Raw genomic sequence first — 19,232 nt, 5'->3', positions numbered from 1 at the left:
GCCACGGTAAGCGAGCTCGGCATATCGGGCATTTCGGGGCGGGCGCGTGCAGAATCGGACCATGGATCTGCCGGTGATGCCCCCCGTGAAGCCCATGCTCGCCAAGTCGGTGGCGAGGATCCCGCCGGACATGCACTACGAGGCGAAGTGGGACGGGTTCCGCGCCATCGTCTTCAGGGACAAGGCCGAGGTCGAGCTGGGCAGCCGTACCGGCAAGACGCTGACCAGGTACTTTCCCGAGCTGGTGGAGGCACTCGCGGCGCGTCTGCCCGAGCGGTGCGTGATGGACGGCGAGATCGTGATCGCGCGGGACGGCCGGCTGGACTTCGACGCGCTGACCGAGCGCATCCATCCGGCGGCCTCGCGGGTGCGGACGCTCGCCGAGCGGACGCCGGCCTCCTTCGTCGCCTTCGACCTGCTGGCCCTCCAGGACGAATCACTGCTGAACGTCCCGCTGACCGACCGCAGGAAGCTGCTCACGACGGCTCTGTCCGGGGTCACGGCCCCGGTGCACGTCGCGCCGGCGACCACGGACATCGACGTGGCCCGCCATTGGTTCGAGCAGTACGAGGGCGCGGGCCTGGACGGTGTCATCGCCAAGCCGCTCACCCTGCGCTATCTGCAGGACGAGCGCGCCATGTTCAAGATCAAGCACGAGCGCACGGCGGACGTCGTGGTGGCGGGCTACCGGCTCCACAAGAGCGGCCCCGTCGTCGGCTCCCTGCTGCTCGGGCTCCACGACGACCGGGGCACCTTGCAGCATGTCGGCGTGTCCGCCGCCTTCCCCATGAAGCGGCGCGCCGAGCTGATCGACGAACTGGAGCCGCTGCGGATGGAGGACGCCTCCGGGCACCCCTGGGCGGCCTGGGCGGAGGAGGCCGCGCACGAGAGCGCCCGGCTGCCCGGGGCGCCGAGCCGCTGGTCGGGGAAGAAGGACCTTTCCTGGGTGCCGCTCAGGCCGGAGCGGGTGGCGGAGGTGGCGTACGACCACATGGAGAACGGCGTACGGTTCCGCCACACCGCCCGCTTCCGCCGCTGGCGGCCCGACCGGACGGCCGAGAGCTGCACGTACGCGCAGCTCGAGGAGCCGGTGCGGTACGACCTGGACGAGATCCTGGGCTGAGGCGCCGGGTCAGGGCCGCATCAGCACCTTGACCGCGCCCTCCTGCTTCTTCTGGAACATCTCGTACGCGTGCGGGGCGTCCGACAGCGGCACGTGATGGGTGGCGAAGTCGTCGACGCCGAGCGGGTCCTCGTCCGTCAGGTACGGGATGATCTCGTCGCTCCAGCGCCGCACGTTGGCCTGGCCCATCCGGATCTGGATCTGCTTGTCGAACATGGTGAGCATGGGCAGCGGGTCGGCCATGCCGCCGTAGACGCCGGTCAGGGAGAGCGTGCCACCGCGGCGCACGAGTTCGATGGCGGTGTGCAGGGCGGCGAGCCGGTCGATGCTGAAGCGCTCGGCGAACGGCCCGCTGAGCTTCCTGGGCAGCAGGGCGGAGGCGTTCTGGGCGAGCCGGGCGGCCGCGCTGCCGTGGGCCTCGGTGCCGACGGCGTCGATGACGGCGTCCGGGCCACGTCCGTCGGTTTCGTCTCGGATCGCCTGGACCAGCTCCTTCTCGCTGTCGAAGCTCCTGAGGTCGTACGTCTCCACGCCCCGCGTGCGGGCTCGCCGCAGCCGTTCGGTCACCAGGTCCACGCCGAAGACCCGCCCGGCGCCGCGTACCTGCGCGACCCGGCAGGCCATGTCGCCGATGGGACCGAGTCCGAGCACGGCGACGCTGCCGCCCTCGGGGATGTCCGCGTAGGCGACGGCCTGCCAGGCGGTGGGCAGCACGTCGGAGAGGTAGACGAAGCGGTCGTCCGGTGGGCCCTCGGGAACCTTGATCGGTCCGAACTGGGCCTGCGGGACCCGCAGGTACTCGGCCTGGGCGCCCGGTACGGCGCCGTAGAGCCGGGTGTAGCCGAACAGGGCGGCGCCCATGCCCTCGCTGGTGACCTGGGTGGTCTCGCACTGGGTCGGCAGCCCGGTCATGCACATCCAGCAGTTGCCGCAGGCGATCTGGAAGGGCACGACGACCCGGTCGCCCACCGCGAGGTCCGGCACCCCGGCGCCGACCTCCTCGACAATGCCGATGGGTTCATGGCCGAGGATGTCACCCGGCGTCATGAACGGTGTGAGCACCTCGTAGAGATGCAGGTCGGAGCCGCACAACCCGGTAGAGGTGATCCGGATGACCGCGTCCGTCGGTTCCTTGATCTTCGGGTCGGGCACCTCCTCCACCCGTACGTCCCGCTTGCCCTGCCAGGTCACAGCCTTCATCGCCGGGCACTCCCTCCGTCACCTCGCGTGTCGGTCCTGGGTAGGCGCCCCGGGTACCCGGGGCGCCTCCGTCGAACCGCGATGCAGGGCCGATCGGCGTACTCGACGCGACTAATCAAAAACAGACGGGTATGGCCACCAATGAACTTATAAGCGCACAATCAAAGACACGAGACGGGCGGGCATGGTGGGCATGGTGGACACGGAGCACAGGGGGCGCGCGCGACGAGCCCGTACGGCGGCGGCCCTGCTGACCGTCACGGGCCTCTTTGCCGCGGGCTGCACGGGACACGGCACACCCCGTGCCCCGGACGACGACGGACGCGGACAGTTCCGCACGGATCGACCCAGCACTTCTCCACCGAACACATCGGAACCGAGCGAGGAGGCAGACCATCCCTCCGTGCTCGCCGTGAAGATCGACAACGTGCGGGCGGCCCGCCCGCAGACCGGCATCGACTCCGCCGACGTCGTCTATGCCGAGCAGGTCGAGGGCGGGCTCAGCCGCCTCATGGCGGTGTACGCGACGAAGCTGCCGAAGGCCGTCGGCCCGGTACGCAGCGCCCGCGAGTCGGACCTGGAGCTGCTGCGGCAGTTCGACGACCCGACGCTCGCCTTCTCCGGCGCCCAGGGCAAGCTGATGCCCCTGATCAACGGGGCGCCACTGGTCGCCCAGACCCCCGAGAAGGCGTCCCGCGCCTACTTCCGGGGTGCCGACAAGGCCTCCCCGCACAACCTCTTCCTGCGCCCTGAGCGCCTGGTGCCCGCCACGCCGGGCGCCGCCGCGCTGACGACCGGCTTCCACTACGGCCCCGCGCCCGCCGACGGCACCGAGGACACCTCGGAGACGGTCCGCTTCCCGGCCGCCCGCTTCACCTTCACCTGGTCGCAGAGCCGGGAACGCTGGCTGGTCTCGATGGACGGCACCCCGGACGTGACGTCCGACGGGAAGCGGCTGGCCCCGGCCACGGTCGTCGTGCAGTACGTGAAGGTGCGCAAGTCCGCCTTCCACGACTTCCTCGGCAACAACACGCCGTACACGGTGACGGTGGGCTCGGGCAGGGCGAAGGTGCTGCGCGACGGCCGCGCGTACGACGTGAACTGGAAGCGGGCGAAGGCCACGGACGGTACGGAGTTCACCACCGAGGACGGCTCTCGGGTGAACTTCGCCAAGGGCCAGGTCTGGATCGTCTTCGCGAAGGCGTCCTGATCAGGGCTGGGTGACGAGGGGCTCCGCGGGATTGCGGAGCCCCTCCGCCGCGTCCGCGACCCGGCGGATCAGCTCGAAGAACTGGCCCTGTTCCGCCGTGGAGAGCGGGGCCAGGAAGACCTGGTTCATCCGGGCGGTGCGCACGGTCAGCTTGCGGTGGGTGCGCACCCCGTCGTCGGTCAGGCGCAGCAGGAAGCGGCGGCCGTCCTGGGGGTCGCGGACCTTGTCGAGCAGTCCGCGCCTGCCGAGCCGGCTGATGACCTCGGCGATGGTGGACCGGTCGAGGCCCACCCGCTCCCCCACCGTGCGCTGGTCGAGCCCCGGTTCGGCGACCAATGCGTTCAGGACCGCGAACTGCGGCGAGGTGATCTCCTCGGAGACCATCGTGTTCCACAGCAGGTAGTGCGCCTGCTGGAGCCGCCGGGCGAGGTGCCCGGGGTGGGTGGTGAGGTCCACCGCGGCCATGTGCGCTCCCGAGTCGTTTTGGTTGGTGCACTGAAGAGTAGTGAGCCTTGACGCCAGGCTGCCACAGTGGCAGCTTAAGAGAAACCTCGCTGAAATAGTCAGTGCACTGAGCAACGGACATGGGGTCGCGCGGATGGACGAAGTGGTCGCCACAGCCGCTGGGGCGGTGGCCGAGGCCCTGTACGAGCAGGGCACCGGCTCGCCGTCGGTGGTCTCCGACAACCGCGGGGCGATGGACTCGGGCCTCGCGGTCCTGCTCGCGGCCGGGCGGATCGCCCGCGTGACCGGCTCCTGCATCGGCGCCGACAAGGAGTTCGCCCGCAGTACCTGGCCGGTGAGCCGGAGGTCGAGATGATCCCGCAGGGCACGCTCGCCGAACGGCTGCGGGCGGCGCCGGGACCTCCGCGTTCTTCACGCCGCCGAGTGGCCCGGGTCCGACCCGGGGATCCTCAACCCGCAGGACGGGGCGATCGCCCTCGGCCGCCCTCCCCCACTCTCGGCCTCTCTCGAGCGGGGTGACCTCCATGGAGCCTCCGGTGCCCGCCTGGCCGGCACGGTCGCCCATCAACCCGCCCGCACGGGCGGCGGAGTCGGCGTCACCACGCTGTGCATCGGCGTCGGCCAGGCTCTCGCCCTCGTCCTCGAACGTCACCGAAACGCAGGAATCCCCATGACTCTCACCCAGCACGACATCGACCGGGAAATCGCCGCCGAGCACGCCGCCTACGAGAAGCGGCTCGCCGACGGCGCTCCCGTCGAGCACCAGCCGCGCCGCGACTACGCGCCGTACCGCTCCTCGGTGCTGCGGCACCCGAAACAGCCGCCGATCAGCATCGACGTGTCCCAGGACCCGGAGCTGGTGGAGCTGCACTCGCCCGCCTTCGGTGAGCGGGACATCACCGAGATCGACAACGACCTGACCCGGCAGCACACCGGGGAGCCGATCGGTGAACGGATCACCGTCGAGGGGCGGCTCCTGGACCGCAACGGCCGTCCGCTGCGCGGGCAGCTGGTGGAGGTCTGGCAGGCGAACTCGGCCGGCCGCTACGCCCACCAGCGCGAGCAGCACGACGCCCCGCTGGACCCGAACTTCACGGGCGTCGGCCGCACGCTGACCGACGACAGCGGCTTCTACCGCTTCACCACCATCCAGCCGGGCCCGTACCCGTGGCGCCAGCACGTCAACGCCTGGCGGCCGGCCCACATCCACTTCTCGATCTTCGGCACGGCGTTCACCCAGCGGCTCGTGACGCAGATGTACTTCCCGAGCGACCCGCTGTTCCCGTACGACCCGATCATCCAGTCCGTGACGGACGACGCGGCCCGTCAGCGGCTCGTCGCCACCTACGACCACAGCCTGTCCGTGCCGGAGTTCTCGATGGGTTACCACTGGGACATCGTGCTCGACGGGCCGCAGGCCACCTGGATCGAAGAAGGACGCTGAACCGCCATGACGAAGATCGACACAAGCCGCCCGGAGACCGTGCTGCCGACCCCGTCGCACACGGTCGGCCCCTTCTACGGCCACGCCCTGCCCTTCCCCGGCGGCGGTGACATCGCGCCCGTCGGCCACCCGGACACCATCGTCCTCCAGGGCTACATCACCGACGGCGAGGGCAACCCGCTGCCGGACGCCTTCGTGGAGCTGTGGAGCGCCGACCCGGACGGCAACGTCCCGCAGGTCGACGGCTCGATCCGGCGCGACCCCGCGAGCGGTGGCTACCTGGGCCGCAACGGCGTGGAGTTCACCGGCTGGGGTCGCATCCAGACCGACGCCAACGGCCACTGGACCGCACGGACACTGCGGCCGGGCGCGCGGGGGCGGAGCGCGCCGTACATCAGCGTGTGCGTCTTCGCGCGCGGGCTGCTGGTGCACCTGTACACCCGGATCTACCTGCCGGGCGACGAGGCGGCCCTGACCGCCGACCCGCTGCTGGCCCGGGTGCCTGCGGAGCGGCGCGACACGCTGATCGCGCGTCCGCTGGGCGAGGGCACCTACCGTTTCGACATCCGCCTTCAGGGCGAAGGCGAAACGGTCTTCCTGGAGTTCCAGTGACTTCTCCCGATCCGGACACCGGCCTGTTCGCCCCCGGGTGGGCAGGCTCCCCCGCCGCCTCCGCGACCGCCGACGGCTCCCACCTCCAGGCGCTGCTGGACGCGGAGGCCGCACTGACCCGGGTGCAGGCCCGTCTGGGGCTCGCCCCGGACGCGGCGGCCGACGCGGTGACCGAGGCGGCCCACGCGGACCGCTTCGACGTACGGTCCCTCGCCGAGCGTGCGCGCGCCGGCGGCAACCCCGTCATCCCTCTGGTCGCCGACCTCACGAAGGCGGTCGGTGAGGAGTACGGCTCGTACGTGCACCGGGGCGCGACCAGCCAGGACATCCTGGACACGGCGACGATGCTGGTGGCGGCACGCACCCTCGGCCTGCTGCTGGCGGACCTCGACCGCGTCCAGCGGGCCGTGGCCCGGCTCGCCGCCGAGCACCGGGACACCGCGATGCCGGGACGGACGCTCACCCAGCACGCCGTACCGACGACGTTCGGCCTGAAGGCGGCAGGGTGGCGGGCGCTGGTGCTGGACGCGCGGGACCGGGTCGCAGCCGTGCGGGACTCCCTCCCCGCCCAACTCGGCGGCGCCGCCGGGACATTGGCGGCCTTCACGGTGTACGGCACCGAGGACACCCAGGCGCTCACGGCGGCCTTCGCCTCCGAGCTCGGTCTCCGGGCTCCGCTGCTGCCCTGGCACACCCTGCGCACCCCGATCGCCGACCTCGCCGGGTGTCTCGCCTTCACAGCCGGAGCGCTGGGCAAGATCGCCGCGGATGTACTCGTCCTCGGCCGTACCGAGATCGCCGAGGTCGCGGAGGGCAGCGGTGGCGGCTCCTCAGCCATGCCACACAAGGCGAATCCCGTACGGGCCACGCTGATCGCCGCCGCCGCCCGGCGCGCGCCGCAGCTCGCGGCCACGCTGTACGGCTCGCTCGCCGCCGAGGACGAGCGGCCGGCCGGAGCCTGGCACGCCGAGTGGGAGCCGCTCAGGGACCTGCTGCGGCTGGTCGGCGGTGCCGCCCGGGACACCGTCGAACTGACCGAGGGACTCCAGGTGCACGGCGACACCATGCGGGAACACCTCGATCTCACCCACGGGTTGATCGTCTCCGAGCGACTGTCCGCCGAGCTGGCCCCCGTGCTGGGCCGGGCCCGCGCCAAGGCACTGCTGACGGAACTCGCCAAACGGACCTACGCCGAAGGTCTGCCGCTAGGTGAACTCCTTTCCCGGGAGCCTGAGTTGAAGGATGTCGACCTCGGCGAGCTCACCGACCCCGCCCGCTACACCGGCTCCGCCGGAGCCCTCACCGATCGTGCTCTGGAGCGACCTTGACCGAGAAACTCCTCAACCACCGCGCCGAGGGCCCCGCTTCCGCTCCCCCGCTGCTGCTCGGGCCGTCGCTCGGGACGTCGTACGCGCTGTGGGACAAGGTGGCGCCCGAGCTGTCCATCAGTCACCGGGTGGTCCGCTGGGACCTGCCCGGGCACGGCGGTTCATCGGCCGATCTGATCGGTCCCGGCGCCACCGTGGGTGGCCTCGCCGACCTGGTGCTGGCGCTCGCCGACTCGCTCGGCATCGAGCGGTTCGGGTACGCGGGGGTGTCGCTCGGCGGTGCGGTCGGTCTGCACCTGGCCGTACATCACCCGGAGCGCGTCGCGTCGCTGGCGGTGATCTGCTCCTCGGCCCACTTCAACGGCAGCAAGCCGTGGGAGGAGCGGGCCGAGCGCGTCCGCCGGGAGGGGGTGCAGTGGCTGCTGGAGAGCGCGAACTCCCGTTGGTTCGCGGGTGACTTCAGCGTTCCGGAACTGATCCGCGACCACGCCGAGGCCGATCCGTCGTCGTACGCCGCCTGCTGTGACGCCCTGGCCTCCTTCGACCTGCGCGACCGGCTGGCCGAGATCTCCGCGCCGACCCTGCTGATCGCCGGCCGTCAGGACCCGGCGACCCCGCCGCCCCATCTGCGGGAGATCGCCGACAGGGTGCCGCGCGCCACGCTCGTCGAACTCCCGGGGGCCTCGCACCTGGCACCGGCGCAGTGTCCGGAAGCCGTCCTCACCAGCCTGCGCGCGCACCTCGGCGGGGGTGCCAAGCGGGGCATGGAGGTGCGGCGCGAGGTGCTCGGGGACACGCACGTGGACCGGGCACAGGCCCGGCAGACCCCCTTCACCGCCCGCTTCCAGGACTTCATCTCTCGCTACGCATGGGGCGAGATCTGGACCGACCCGACGCTCAGCCGCCGCGAGCGCAGCATGATCACACTGACGGCGCTGGTCGCGCACGGCCACTACGACGAACTGGCCATGCATGTACGCGCGGCGCGGCGCAACGGGCTCACGCCGGAGGAGATCGGCGCCGTGCTGCTCCAGACGGCCGTCTACTGCGGGGTACCGGCGGCGAACTCCGCGTTCGCCACGGCGCAGCGGGTGCTGGCGGAGGAAACGGAAGGGTGACCCCGGCAGTGGCAGGCGCGGGATGTGACGACGTGCCTACGGTAGGGGCATGTCGACCATTCTGATCACTGGTGCCACCTCCGGTCTCGGCCGCTACGTCGCCTTCGAACTGGTCCGTTCCGGTCACCTCGTCCTCGCCCACGGCCGTGACCCGGGCCGCACCGCGAGCCTGGTGGAGGAGCTGCGGTCCGAGGGACAGGCCGAGGGCTTCGTGGCCGACCTGGCGTCCCTGGCCCACGTACGAGATCTGGGCGCGCGGGTCGCCGAGGCCCACCCCGGACTCGATGTCCTGATCAACAACGCGGGCGTGGGCGCGGGTTCGCCCGGCTCGGGCCGGGAGGTGAGCGCCGACGGTCATGAACTGCGCCTGGCGGTCAACTACTTGGCGCCCGTCGCCCTGACACGTGCACTGCTGCCGACACTGAAGGCGAACGCCCCGTCCCGGATCGTCAACGTCGGTTCGGTGGGGCAGGAGCCGGTCGCCTTCGCCGACCCGGAGTTCACCCAGGGCTACGCCGGTTTCGCCGCGTACTGCCGCGCCAAGTTCGCCCTGGCGGCCCACACCTTCAGCCTGGCCGAGGAGTTGGCGGACGCGGGGGTCGCGGTGAACGTCCTGCACCCGGCGACGTTCATGGACACGGCGATGGTCCGGGAGGGCGGGGTGGCCCCGTGGTCGACGGTGGCCGACGGTGCTCCGGGAGTCCTGGCCCTGGCCACCCAGGACTTGGGCACGGGCCGCTATTTCGACGGGACGAGTCCGGCGCGGGCGCACGAGGAGACGTACGACAGGGACGTGCACAAGCGCCTGGGTACGCTGACGGACCAACTGCTCGCGCTGTAGCTCCCCCGTCGAACACGTCACATGGTCACGGCACCCCACCCACCGTCTCCAACACCTCCCGGGCCTGCGCCACCAACCCGTCCGCCCCGCACGAACGCGCCAGCGCCAGGCCCCGATTGAGCTCCACCACGGACCGCGCCGCGATCCCGTACTCCACCCGAGCCGCCGCGTGCTCGTACTGACAAGGCGAGGCCTCGAGATGAGCCACCGCCTGCGCGGCCAGCCGAACCGCGCGCTGGCCGGTCTCCAGGGCGGCTGCGCAGCGCAGGGCCTCGCCGATGGCCGTGTCGGTGCCGAGACGTTCGGCGTGCCGGCGGACGTCGGTGGCGAGCCGGGCGGCGCGGCTCGGGTCCTCCGTGGCGAGGGCGCGGACGAGGTCGAAGGCCCAGGGGACGAGCACGGGATTGTGGTGCCCGCGGACGGCGGCCGCCTTCTCCGCGGCCTCCAGTTCGTTGATGCCGTCCTTGGTGCGGCCGACGGCGAGCAGGAGGCGGCCGCGCACGGCCCGTGGGTCCGGCAGCACTATCGTGGACGGATAGGGCGGGGTGAAGCCGTATCGTTCGGCGACGTCCCAGGCCTCGTCGGTGTGGCCGCGGGCGAGCAGCGTGTCGATGAGATTGCAGGTAGCGGTCCAGTACAGGGGAAGTCCGCGGCCGACGCGTTCGGCGATGGACAGCGCCTCGCGCAGGGACTGCTCCGCGTCCGCGAGGCGGCCGCGCCTGCGGTGCCCGACACCGACGTAGGCGTGTGCCAGGGCGAGGTGTCCGCCGCTCCAACCGGCGCTCACATAGCTGCGCACGGCCTCGTTGTAGAGGCTTTCGGCGCGGTCGAGGCAGTCGGTGTACGCGTACGCGTTGGCCAGCATCAGGAGCAGTTCGATGCCCCACTCGGTGCCGGTCCAGCCGAGCCCGGGAGCCAGGCGGCCGTTGACGAGGGCGCGATCGCACAGCTCGATGACCTCCTGGGCGCCCTCTCCGCGCATCAGGGCGTCGAAACCGCGCAGGATGAGCAGCGCACGTTCGGAGTTGTCCCGTCCGGTGCAGGTCCGGGCGAGTTCGGCCAGGCGCTCGGACCGGCCGGGTGTGGCGGCATCACCGGCGTGGATGCCGTCCCACATGATGTGCACCGCCTCCAACCGCATCTGGGCGGGACCGGGTTCGAGCCGGGCCGCCTCAGCCTGCACCATGCGGACGGCCTCCTCCAGCTGGTCGTTGTGGACCAGCGCCTGGGAGAGGCGGACGACCGCGTCCACTCGGTCGTCGGCGTCGAGGCCGGGCATGCCGAGCGCGGCTCGCATGTGGCCGATGGTCCTGTCGGGCATGGTCAGCAGACTGGCGCAGCCGAGTTCGTAGAGCAGGCGCGCGTGGACGTCGGGCGAGGGCGGTTCCAGCAGGGCGCGCTCGAGGCAGCGGCGGGCCGCGTCGGGGGCGCCGACGACGAGGTGCTCGCGGGCGGCCTCGCGCAGCTTCTGGACGAGTTCCTCGTCGTCGTCCGGGTGGACCTGGAGGAGATGGCGGGAGGCGGCCGCGGCGCCCCAGCCCAGGTCGGTGACCATCTGGGCGGCTATGCCGTGCATCGCGGTGCGCAGGGCGGCCGGGATGGAGTCGTACACGGCGGTGGCGATGAGCGGGTGGACGAATTCCAGGTCGCCCTCGTCCGCGGGGCTGTTCGCCGGGTCGGGTGCGGTGAGGATGCGGGCCCTGCACAGCAGTTCGGCGCAGCGCACGGCGTCGTCGCGGCCGAGGGTGGCGAGCTTGGCCACCAGGTCGACGGAGATGCCGGTGCCGAGGATGGCGGCCGCCCAGGCGAACCGGGTGGCGTCGATGCCGAGTTCCTCCAGGCGGGCGACGAGGCCGCCGCCGCGGGCCGAGCGGTTCAGGGCGCGTAGTTCACCGGCCGCGCGCTCGGTCGGCTCCAGTTCGCTGTCCCGCACCTTGGCGAGGAGTTCGACGGCCTCGTAGGGGTTGCCCGCGGTGACGGCCCAGACCTCGCGGCAGAACGCGGCGTCGGCGTGCTCACCCAGGGTGGCGCGGGTGAGTCCGGCGGTGGCGTCCGGGGTCAGGGCGCTCAGGCTGGTGGCTGGGAGGCCCGTGGCGGCGACCGCGTCGAGCAGCCGGGCGCTCTCGCCGGTCATCTCGCCGGGGCGGCGGGCCACCACGACCAGGACGGACAGGTCGTCCAGGCGCTCGGCGAACGCGGCGAGCCAGCGCAGGGTCTCCTGGTCGGCCCAGTGGGCGTCGTCGATCATCAGGACGAGCGGCCAGTCGCGCCGGGAAAGCCGACGCACCAGGGTGACCAGGCCGTCGGTGACGCCCTGCGGGTCGGCCTGTCGCTCACCGGGGTCGGTGAGGCCGAGGGCGGGGCCCGCGATGCCGTACCAGTCGCCGAGGTATTCGCGGGCCTCCTGAGGCATCAGCGACATGAGGGCGGGCTGCAGCAGCTGTCGTACGACGTTGAAGGGGACGGACCTGAGGGTCTCGCCGCCGCGGGCCGACCAGACCGTGCAGCCGCGTTCTTCGGCGAGGCGGCGGGTTTCGGCGAGCAGGGCGGTCTTTCCGAAGCCGGCCTCGCCGGTGATCATCAGCAGGCTCCCGGAGGAGGAGTCATCGGCACCCAGCGCTTCGATGGCCCGTACAACGGCGGCGAGTTCCTCGTCGCGCTCCCACAGCGAGGCCGGGGCGGCCGCAACCGGCCGTACCTCCGTCATCCCGCTACCTCCCCAAGTCGCCCGAACGACGTACAGATCTCGAGCGTAGCCGTCCGGGTGCGGAAGCGCAGGGCGGTCAGGGCAGCTCTTGCCTTCACGGGTGACGTCCGGTACGGGAAGGCGACGCGCCCGCCCCGCGACCTGCCGTCGACAAAGCTGACCATCAGTCAGTCGTCGACCGGGAGACGCGTGGAGGGCGCCGCCCGGGGGGTTCGGGCCGGCCCGTCGGTCGAAGTCGGCGGAATCGGCCGGCGCCCCTCTCATCCCTCTTTCACCGAGGGCTCATACGGTGGGGGCATGACGCAGGAGACTCCCCCCGGGTGGTACCCCGATCCCGGGCAGACAAGTGACGGTCCCGCCACCGAGCGCTGGTGGGACGGCAAGGCGTGGACGGAGCGGACCCGGCCCGCCGGATCGGCCGCCGCATGGGGTCCCCCGGAACAGGTCGCGAGCCCCGGGGACCCCGGACAGTACTCGGCCTATCCGCCGTATCCCGCTCAGCCGCCCGCCGGGTCGCGGCGCGGCCGCATGGGCATAGCCGTGGCGGTGGCCGTCGTGGTCCTGGCGAGCATTGGCGTGGGCGTGTACGCGCTGGCCGACAACGGCAACGGCAACGGCGGCACCGCCAACTCGCAGGCGCCGGGGGGTCAGGGCGGACCCGGCGGCACCGGGGGCCAGGGCGGACCGTTCGGCGGCAACGGAGGGTCCGGCGGTTCCGGCGGCAGCGGGGGGTCCGGGGGCGCGTCGCCCTCCCCGCAGGAGTCCGAGGCGCCGAAGATCGAGAGCGGTTCGGTGACCGACTCGATCGACGGGATCAGCCTGCCCATCCCGGACGACTGGTACGGCCAGGAGATCTCGGCCGGCGCGTCCGTCACCTCGAACGACTCGTACGCCTGCCCCGGCGACACCTCCGAGAAGTGCACGAAGGGCGGTGCCTACTCGGCGCCCGCCCTGGCGCTGGGCACCAAGGGCAGCACGGCCGAGCAGATCGCCAAGGCCGACATCGAGGCGAACGCCGAGCAGTCCTACGGCGGCAAGACCTACGGCTCGATCACCTCGCACGACGTCCTCGCCTCCGAGGCGGTGACCGTGGCCGGGCAGAAGGGCTACAGGGTCCGCTGGAAGGCGGTCACCAGCAAGGGCTCCGACGGCTATGTCGAGTCCCTGGCCTTCCCGTCCCCGGCGAACCCGCAGCAGATCGTCGTGGTGCGGTTCGGTGTCGACGTCGAAGAGGGCCAGACCGTGATCGACGACATCACCAAGGGGATCAAGGTGTCGACGGGCGGCGGCAGCGGCCAGGACGTCTGACGGCCGGTCCCCGGACACCGGTCGGCCGGGTGGGGCGCCTCTCCGCTCGAGAGGAACCCCACCCGGCCGGGGGGTGCGCGCCGCCCCCGTCCCCACGGTGCGGCGCGAGCAGGTCACCGTCCAGTCGTCCGGTGGACGGCGGCCTGGGTCTCAGGTCAGTCCGAGTGCCGGCAGTACGGCCGCCTCCACGAAGCGGACCAGGTAGTCCGGGTCGGCGTACTCCCCGTCGATGACGGGCCGGGCCCGGATGACTCCGAACATCTGGGCCGGGACGTACTCCAGCGCCGGGTGACCGGTGGCGATCTCACCCCGCTCGACCCCACGCTGGAGAATGTGCCTGAGCGCGGCGATCTCCGGATCGACCAGCGCCTCACGCAGGGCCTGCGCGAGCTCCGCGTCCTGCGTGACGGCGTGGCCGAGCGCCTGGAGGAGCTTGGTGTCGTGCATCGACCACCGGCCCGCGGCCCGGGCGGCCTCGCGCAGATCGTCGGCGAGCGATCCGGTGTCGATCCCGTCGAACTTCGACGTGCGGCGGGAGCGCAGGGCGGCCACCACGAACTGGGGCTTGGTCTTCCACTGCCGGTAGAGGGTGGACTTGCTGCAGCGGGTGCTGCTGGCGACGCCCTCCATGGTCACGGCCTCATATCCGCATTCACGGATCTGTTCGAGCACAGCGTCGAAGAACTCCCGCTCACGCTCGGGCGTGATCTTGGAGCGGCGCGAGGCGGCGACCGTCTCCGGTCCGTCCGCGGCCTGCGACGTCATCAGCTCATCCCCTCATTCGCCTCGGCGGCCGGCCTGCTTCGAGGCCGCCGCGTTTCATTCCCGGATTCCAGTGTGTCCTATGTCTATCGATACGCCAGTGTACCGGTACCCGGTCGTATCGGTACACTGGCGTATCGGTACGATGTCGTATCGATGAGTTTCGGAATCCGGACGAGTCACCAACTTGTTCAGGTTTCAGTAATCGCACCACCATCAGCGAAGGGGCCGGGGGATGAATGCCCGCACCGAGCCTGCAGAAGCGAAGCCGAGCGCCATAGCGCGGCCGCCGCTCGTCCGTGAGTTCCTGCTCGTCGCAGGACTCTTCCTCGTCTACAAGTTCGGCCGGCAACTGGTCACGGGCCACACCACCGAGGCCTACCGCAACGCCGGCCGCGTGTGGCACTGGGAACGCGTCCTGGATCTGCCCGCAGAGGGCTCGGTGCAGTCGCTGCTGCTGCACGGCGACACCTTCGCGCACGTCGCGAACACCTACTACGCGACCGTCCACTTCCCGGCCACGGTCGCCTTCCTGGTCTGGCTGTACCTCAGGCGCCCCGCCCACTACGTCTGGGCCCGCCGCATCCTCGCCCTGCTCACCGGCGCCGCCCTGGTGCTGCACCTCGTCTTCCCGCTGGCCCCGCCGCGGATGCTCGCGGCGGCCGGCCTGGTCGACACCGCGAAGATCTACGGCCCCTCCGTGTACGGCCCGCCGCAGACCGACACCCTCTCCAACCAGTTCGCGGCGATGCCCTCGCTGCACTTCGGCTGGGCCCTGATGGTGGCGATCGGCCTGATCGTGGCCACCCGCTCGCGCGGACGCTGGCTGTGGCTGCTGCACCCGCTGGTGACCCTGCTGGTGATCGTCGGTACGGCGAACCATTACTGGATGGACGCGGTCGTGGCGACGGCTCTGCTCGGCGCCGCCCTCGCGATCATTCGCCCCCGGACTTCGTCCGGGGGGACCCCCATCTCGCTTCGCTCGCCGCACCGGACGGCCACCACTGCGGGCCGGGCGCAGAAGAAACCCGCCCCGGCCGAACCCAAGGAGAACGTCCTGGTCGGAGCGGGCCGATGAACGGCACCCTGCTCGCCCTCGCCCTCTCCCTGCTCTCCTCCGTCGCCTACGCGGCCGCCGCCGTCGCCCAGGAGCGCCTCGCCTCCCGCAACCCCGGCTCGGGTGTGCTGCGGATGCTGAGCTCGGGCGCCTGGTGGGGATCGGTCGCGCTCAACGCGGCGGCCGCCCTGCTGCACGTCGTCGCCCTCAAGTACGGCCCCCTGACCGTGGTCCAGCCGCTCGGCGCCCTCACTCTGGTCGCCGCGGTGCCGCTGGGCGCGCGGATCGCGGGACGCCGGGTCAGCGCGACGGAGTGGCGCGGCACCGCGTACACGCTGGCCGGCCTCGCCGCGATCCTCGTGGTGGCGTCGGGGTCCGCGCCCGGGAAGGTGCTGAGCACGTCCGAGGCGGTGGCGGTGGCGGCGGTGACGGCGGCCCTGATCGGTCTGCTGGCCCGCCCCGGCGCCCGGCCCGGTATACGGCACGCGTCGGCGTCCGGGGTCGCCTCGGGGGTGGCCTCCGCGCTCACCCAGACCGTGACGGTGGCCGCGACGGACCGTTCCGAGTCACTTCTCAGCGTCCAGGTGATCGGCGTGGCCCTGCTTGTCGCAGCCTTCGCCGCGGGCGGACTCCTGCTCTCGCAGACGGCCTACCGTGACGGCCTGGGCGCCCCGCTGGCGGTGGTGACCCTGGCCAACCCGGTTGCCGCCGCGGTGATCGGACTGTCCCTGCTGGGCGAGAGCCTGCGGGGCGGCGCGGCGGGTGTGCTGCTCGCACTGGCGGGAGCCGGCCTGGCGGCATGGGGTGTGGTGCTGCTGACCCGGATGTCCCCGGTGCCGGCGGACGACGACCACCCGGTGGCGGCGGTACTGGCACTGGAACCGTCGACGGCGTCCGTGGAACCGGCGCTGCGGGAGAAGCGTGTGCCCCGGCAGTCGGAGCCTGGACACCTCACACCGCTGTAGGGACGCTCAGCGCCGCGGGGACGCTCAGCCGAACCCGCGGGCGTCCTGCTTCAGCGCCGTGTCGACGGTCAGCGCGGTGGCGAGGACAAGGCTCAGCAGCGGCTCGGGCAGCTGGTAGTGGATCTGCAGCACGTAGTTGTCCGCGGTCGTGAACATCGTCTTGGCGAGCCCCTCCCACGTCTTCGTGATCCGGGCCACCTCGTTCCCGGTGTGGTCGACGATCGCGAAGTTCCAGGCCCGCCAGTTCTCCGCCTTGATCGCGCCGACCTGCTGCCCGTTCACCATCATCGCGAAGTTGATCTTCCCGATCATGTTCTGCTGGACGATCTCGCCGACCGGCGAACCGTCCGGACGCTCCACGATCACCCGCGACTTGAAGATCTTCCCCGGCCGGGTCAGCAGCATGACCGGCTGCCCGTGGGCGTCGCGGATCTCCAGCCTGATCTTCATGAACTGGTCGATGCTCCAGAGGAACCGCACGATCTTCCGGAAGGCACTCTGCCCGACCTGGGTGACGGAGCCGACCTGGTTGCCGTTCTGATCCATGACCTTGTACTCGTTGGTCAACTCGATCAGCTTGGCCTTCTGGTTGACCACGAGCACCGGCTCGGAGAACAGCGTGCCGCCGCCGGGGCCGCCCCCGGTGACCCCGGCCTGCTGCTGCACCTGACGCTGCACGCGCGGGTCGGGACCGGCCGACTGCTGAGGCATCTGCGGCACCTGCTGGACCGGCGGGGCCTGCACGGCCTGAGCCTGGGCCTGCCCCGCCGCCTGCTGGTCCTGGTGGGTGTGCTGGGTCCACTGCGCCCCGTCCCAGTAACGGAGCGTCTGGGACGCTCCGTGCGGATCGGGATACCAGCCTGCAGGTGTGTTCGAATGCGTGGTCACCGGGGCACACTACCCCGGGACCACGGCGATCCGGCCAGGTGAACGACCGCTCCTGCGGCGGCTTTACCTGGTGATTACGGCCGGATCACTCACTCCGGTACGCCCGTTCTCGACATGTCCGGCGAATCGCCTGAGGAACGCCGGATCGGCGTCGGAGGTGACCGTCAGGTCGTACCAGCGACGGCTCCTGGCGAGGCGGAAGGTGTGCCGGGCGGTGGCACCTGCCCGCACGGTGAAGGTCCTCGCCGGGTCGCCGTAGCCGCTCACGACCTTCAGACGGACCGTGCCGGAGCCCTTGTTGGTGAACGTCAGCTCGACGTCGTCACCGTCGTATCGGGCGGTGGCCTCGGGTCCGGCGGTCCCGTTCGGCCCCTTGAAGACGCGCAGGAAACCGGCCGGGCCGTGCACGGTCAGGTCGTACGACCCCTTCGAGTACGCCGAGTTCCAGGTGTCCGAGACGGTCTTGCCGGCCTCGGTGGTGTAGCTCCAGGGCCCGTCGGTGCGGTTGCCGGAGGTCACCAGGAACGCGGCGCCCACCTCGGCGCCGGAGGCGAAGGTCAGCGTGAACCTGCCGTTCGCTGCGTCCACCGAACCGTCCACGTGCGGGGCGTACTTCAGCGGGCGGGCGGGGCGCAGGCCGCGCTCCTGCTTCGGCAGGGCTCCGACGGCGGGCGGGGCGGGCACGTAGTCGGGGTGGCGCTCGCGGTCCGGCGGCTCGTAGCCGTCGGTGTCCGGGAGGGCGACCGGCCTGGTGTCCTTGCGGGAGAAGTCGAAGGCGGAGGTGAGGTCGCCGCAGACCGCGCGCCGCCAGGGCGAGATGTTGGGCTCGTGGACGCCGAAGCGGCTCTCCAGGAACCGGATGATCGAGGTGTGGTCGAGCGTCTCGGAGCAGACGTAACCGCCCTTGCTCCAGGGCGAGACGACGAGCATGGGCACGCGCTGGCCGAGGCCGTAGGGGCCGGCCGGGTGGCTGCTGTCGCCCTTGAACAGGTCGAGAGAGGGGTCGACCGTGGACTTGCCCTGGGCCGCGGAGCCTGGCGGGAAGGCGGGGACCACGTGGTCGAAGAAGCCGTCGTTCTCGTCGTAGGTGATGAACAGGGCGGTCTTCGCCCATACCTTCGGGTCGGAGGTGAGCGCGTCCAGGACCTGGGCGATGTACCAGGCGCCGTAGTTCGCGGGCCAGTTGGGGTGCTCGGTGAAGGCCTCGGGGGCGACGATCCAGGAGACCTGGGGCAGCTTTCCGGCCTTCACGTCGGCCTTGAGCTGGTCGAAGTAGCCCTCGCCCTTGGTGTAGTCCGTGCCGGTGCGGGCCTTGTCGTACAGCGGGTCGCCGGGCTTGGCGTTCCGGTACTGGTTGAAGTAGAGCAGCGAGTTGTCGCCGTAGTTGCCCCGGTAGGCGTCCGGGATCCAGCCCCAGGAGCCGTTCGCGTCGAGGCCGTCGCCGACGTCCTGGTAGATCTTCCAGGAGACGCCGGCCTTCTCCAGGCGCTCGGGGTAGGTCGTCCAGCCGTAGCCGACCTCGTCGTTGCCGAGGACGGGGCCGCCGCCCTGGCCGTCGTTACCCGTGTAGCCCGTCCACAGGTAGTAGCGGTTCGGGTCGGTCGAGCCGATGAACGAGCAGTGGTAGGCGTCGCAGACGGTGAACGAGTCGGCGAGGGCGTAGTGGAACGGGATGTCCTCGCGGGTCAGGTACGCCATGGTCGTGGAGCTCTTGTTCGGGACCCATTTGTCGTACTTGCCACCGTTGAAGGCGGCATGTCCGTCGTTCCAGCCGTGCGGGAGGTCCTGGATGAACTGCAGGCCCAGGTCGTCGGCGTCGGGGCGGAACGGCAGGATGTCCTTGCCCTTCGCGTCCTCCTGATGCCAGACGGACTTGCCGTTCTGCAGGGTCACCGGGCGCGGGTCGCCGAAACCGCGAACACCCCTGAGCGAGCCGAAGTAGTGGTCGAAGGACCGGTTCTCCTGCATCAGGACGACGACGTGCTCGACGTCCTCGATCGTCCCCGTGCGGTGGTGGGCCGGAAGCGCGGCGGCGCGCTGGATGCTGCTCGACAGGGCGGTGAAGGCCGTGGTGGCACCCGCGAGTTGCAGGAATCTGCGCCGGTTGACATCGGACATGGGTGAGGGACCTTTCCATCCTGCGCACCGATGACCGGAACGAGACGGAAGGTGCGCGCAGCGAGTGTTCCAAGTGCAACAAACGT

At 71.2% G+C, this 19,232-nt stretch carries 16 protein-coding genes and 2 pseudogenes; 12 read left to right on the top strand and 6 right to left on the bottom strand.

All coding sequences use genetic code 11. From position 1 onward, the window contains the following. The first annotated feature begins 61 nt into the window (after nt 1-61). Nucleotides 62-1,123 carry an ATP-dependent DNA ligase gene (locus QF027_RS41725; RefSeq protein WP_306973852.1) on the top strand — a complete coding sequence of 354 codons (1,062 nt, stop codon included), beginning with the start codon at nt 62-64 and terminating at the stop codon, nt 1,121-1,123. 9 nt (nt 1,124-1,132) lie between these two features. Here QF027_RS41725 and QF027_RS41720 read toward each other — a convergent pair whose 3' ends face one another. Continuing rightward, entirely contained in the window at nt 1,133-2,323 is a 1,191-nt protein-coding gene (locus QF027_RS41720; protein ID WP_306973854.1) for a zinc-dependent alcohol dehydrogenase, read from the bottom strand. A 184-nt stretch (nt 2,324-2,507) separates the two neighbouring features. Between QF027_RS41720 and QF027_RS41715 the strand changes: the two genes are divergently transcribed. Continuing rightward, nucleotides 2,508-3,533 (top strand): DUF3048 domain-containing protein, encoded by a 1,026-nt coding sequence (locus QF027_RS41715; protein WP_307080620.1) that lies wholly within the window; start codon nt 2,508-2,510, stop codon nt 3,531-3,533. Here QF027_RS41715 and QF027_RS41710 read toward each other — a convergent pair whose 3' ends face one another. Further along, the gene (locus QF027_RS41710) at nt 3,534-3,998 is read right to left on the bottom strand and encodes a MarR family winged helix-turn-helix transcriptional regulator (protein ID WP_306973858.1); all 465 of its coding nucleotides are present in this window, start codon (nt 3,996-3,998) and stop codon (nt 3,534-3,536) included. Between the two features lie 133 nt (nt 3,999-4,131). Between QF027_RS41710 and QF027_RS41705 the strand changes: the two are divergent. From QF027_RS41705 to QF027_RS41675, 7 genes and pseudogenes are all read left to right on the top strand, one after another. After that, nucleotides 4,132-4,417, top strand: a pseudogene (locus QF027_RS41705) (CoA-transferase); the annotation flags it as partial. Further along, nucleotides 4,417-4,647, top strand: a pseudogene (locus QF027_RS41700) (hypothetical protein); the annotation flags it as partial. The pseudogenes QF027_RS41705 and QF027_RS41700, both read left to right, overlap by 1 nt. 21 nt (nt 4,648-4,668) lie before the next feature. Further along, complete coding sequence (gene pcaH / locus QF027_RS41695; protein WP_306973860.1) at nt 4,669-5,442, top strand: protocatechuate 3,4-dioxygenase subunit beta; 774 nt, start codon at nt 4,669-4,671, stop codon at nt 5,440-5,442. A 6-nt stretch (nt 5,443-5,448) separates the two neighbouring features. Further along, entirely contained in the window at nt 5,449-6,054 is a 606-nt protein-coding gene (gene pcaG / locus QF027_RS41690) for a protocatechuate 3,4-dioxygenase subunit alpha (protein ID WP_307080619.1), read from the top strand. Further along, the gene (pcaB, locus tag QF027_RS41685) at nt 6,051-7,382 is read left to right on the top strand and encodes a 3-carboxy-cis,cis-muconate cycloisomerase (RefSeq protein WP_307080618.1); all 1,332 of its coding nucleotides are present in this window, start codon (nt 6,051-6,053) and stop codon (nt 7,380-7,382) included. Before pcaG ends, pcaB begins: the two co-directional genes overlap by 4 nt. Beyond that, the gene (pcaDC, locus tag QF027_RS41680) at nt 7,379-8,500 is read left to right on the top strand and encodes a bifunctional 3-oxoadipate enol-lactonase/4-carboxymuconolactone decarboxylase PcaDC (protein WP_306973865.1); all 1,122 of its coding nucleotides are present in this window, start codon (nt 7,379-7,381) and stop codon (nt 8,498-8,500) included. Before pcaB ends, pcaDC begins: the two co-directional genes overlap by 4 nt. 49 nt (nt 8,501-8,549) lie before the next feature. Then, complete coding sequence (locus QF027_RS41675; RefSeq protein ID WP_307080617.1) at nt 8,550-9,341, top strand: SDR family NAD(P)-dependent oxidoreductase; 792 nt, start codon at nt 8,550-8,552, stop codon at nt 9,339-9,341. 25 nt (nt 9,342-9,366) lie between these two features. Here QF027_RS41675 and QF027_RS41670 read toward each other — a convergent pair whose 3' ends face one another. Continuing rightward, entirely contained in the window at nt 9,367-12,048 is a 2,682-nt protein-coding gene (locus QF027_RS41670; RefSeq protein ID WP_307080616.1) for an ATP-binding protein, read from the bottom strand. Between the two features lie 297 nt (nt 12,049-12,345). Between QF027_RS41670 and QF027_RS41665 the strand changes: the two genes are divergently transcribed. Further along, nucleotides 12,346-13,356 carry a DUF2510 domain-containing protein gene (locus QF027_RS41665; protein ID WP_307080615.1) on the top strand — a complete coding sequence of 337 codons (1,011 nt, stop codon included), beginning with the start codon at nt 12,346-12,348 and terminating at the stop codon, nt 13,354-13,356. A gap of 150 nt (nt 13,357-13,506) precedes the next feature. Here QF027_RS41665 and QF027_RS41660 read toward each other — a convergent pair whose 3' ends face one another. Beyond that, on the bottom strand, nt 13,507-14,121 hold the full coding sequence (locus tag QF027_RS41660) for a TetR/AcrR family transcriptional regulator (protein WP_306973873.1): 615 nt from the start codon (nt 14,119-14,121) through the stop codon (nt 13,507-13,509). Nucleotides 14,122-14,353: 232 nt separating this feature from the next. Between QF027_RS41660 and QF027_RS41655 the strand changes: the two genes are divergently transcribed. Continuing rightward, the gene (locus tag QF027_RS41655) at nt 14,354-15,196 is read left to right on the top strand and encodes a phosphatase PAP2 family protein (protein WP_307080614.1); all 843 of its coding nucleotides are present in this window, start codon (nt 14,354-14,356) and stop codon (nt 15,194-15,196) included. Further along, nucleotides 15,193-16,140 carry a hypothetical protein gene (locus QF027_RS41650; protein WP_307080613.1) on the top strand — a complete coding sequence of 316 codons (948 nt, stop codon included), beginning with the start codon at nt 15,193-15,195 and terminating at the stop codon, nt 16,138-16,140. Before QF027_RS41655 ends, QF027_RS41650 begins: the two co-directional genes overlap by 4 nt. Before the next feature lie 24 nt (nt 16,141-16,164). On the opposite strand, the gene QF027_RS41645 is transcribed toward QF027_RS41650, so the two are convergent. After that, nucleotides 16,165-17,028, bottom strand: a complete 864-nt coding sequence (locus tag QF027_RS41645) for a phospholipid scramblase-related protein (protein WP_306973880.1) — start codon at nt 17,026-17,028, stop codon at nt 16,165-16,167. 63 nt (nt 17,029-17,091) lie between these two features. Next, a complete protein-coding gene (locus QF027_RS41640) occupies nt 17,092-19,146 on the bottom strand; it encodes a phosphocholine-specific phospholipase C (protein ID WP_307080612.1) in 2,055 nt (684 codons plus the stop codon). Between the last annotated feature and the right edge of the window lie 86 nt (nt 19,147-19,232).

The organism is Streptomyces canus (assembly GCF_030816965.1).
Taxonomy (GTDB): Bacteria; Actinomycetota; Actinomycetes; order Streptomycetales; family Streptomycetaceae; genus Streptomyces; species Streptomyces canus_E.
Note: the sequence above shows the minus strand (reverse complement) of the source record. Positions and strands in the feature narration are given on the sequence as shown.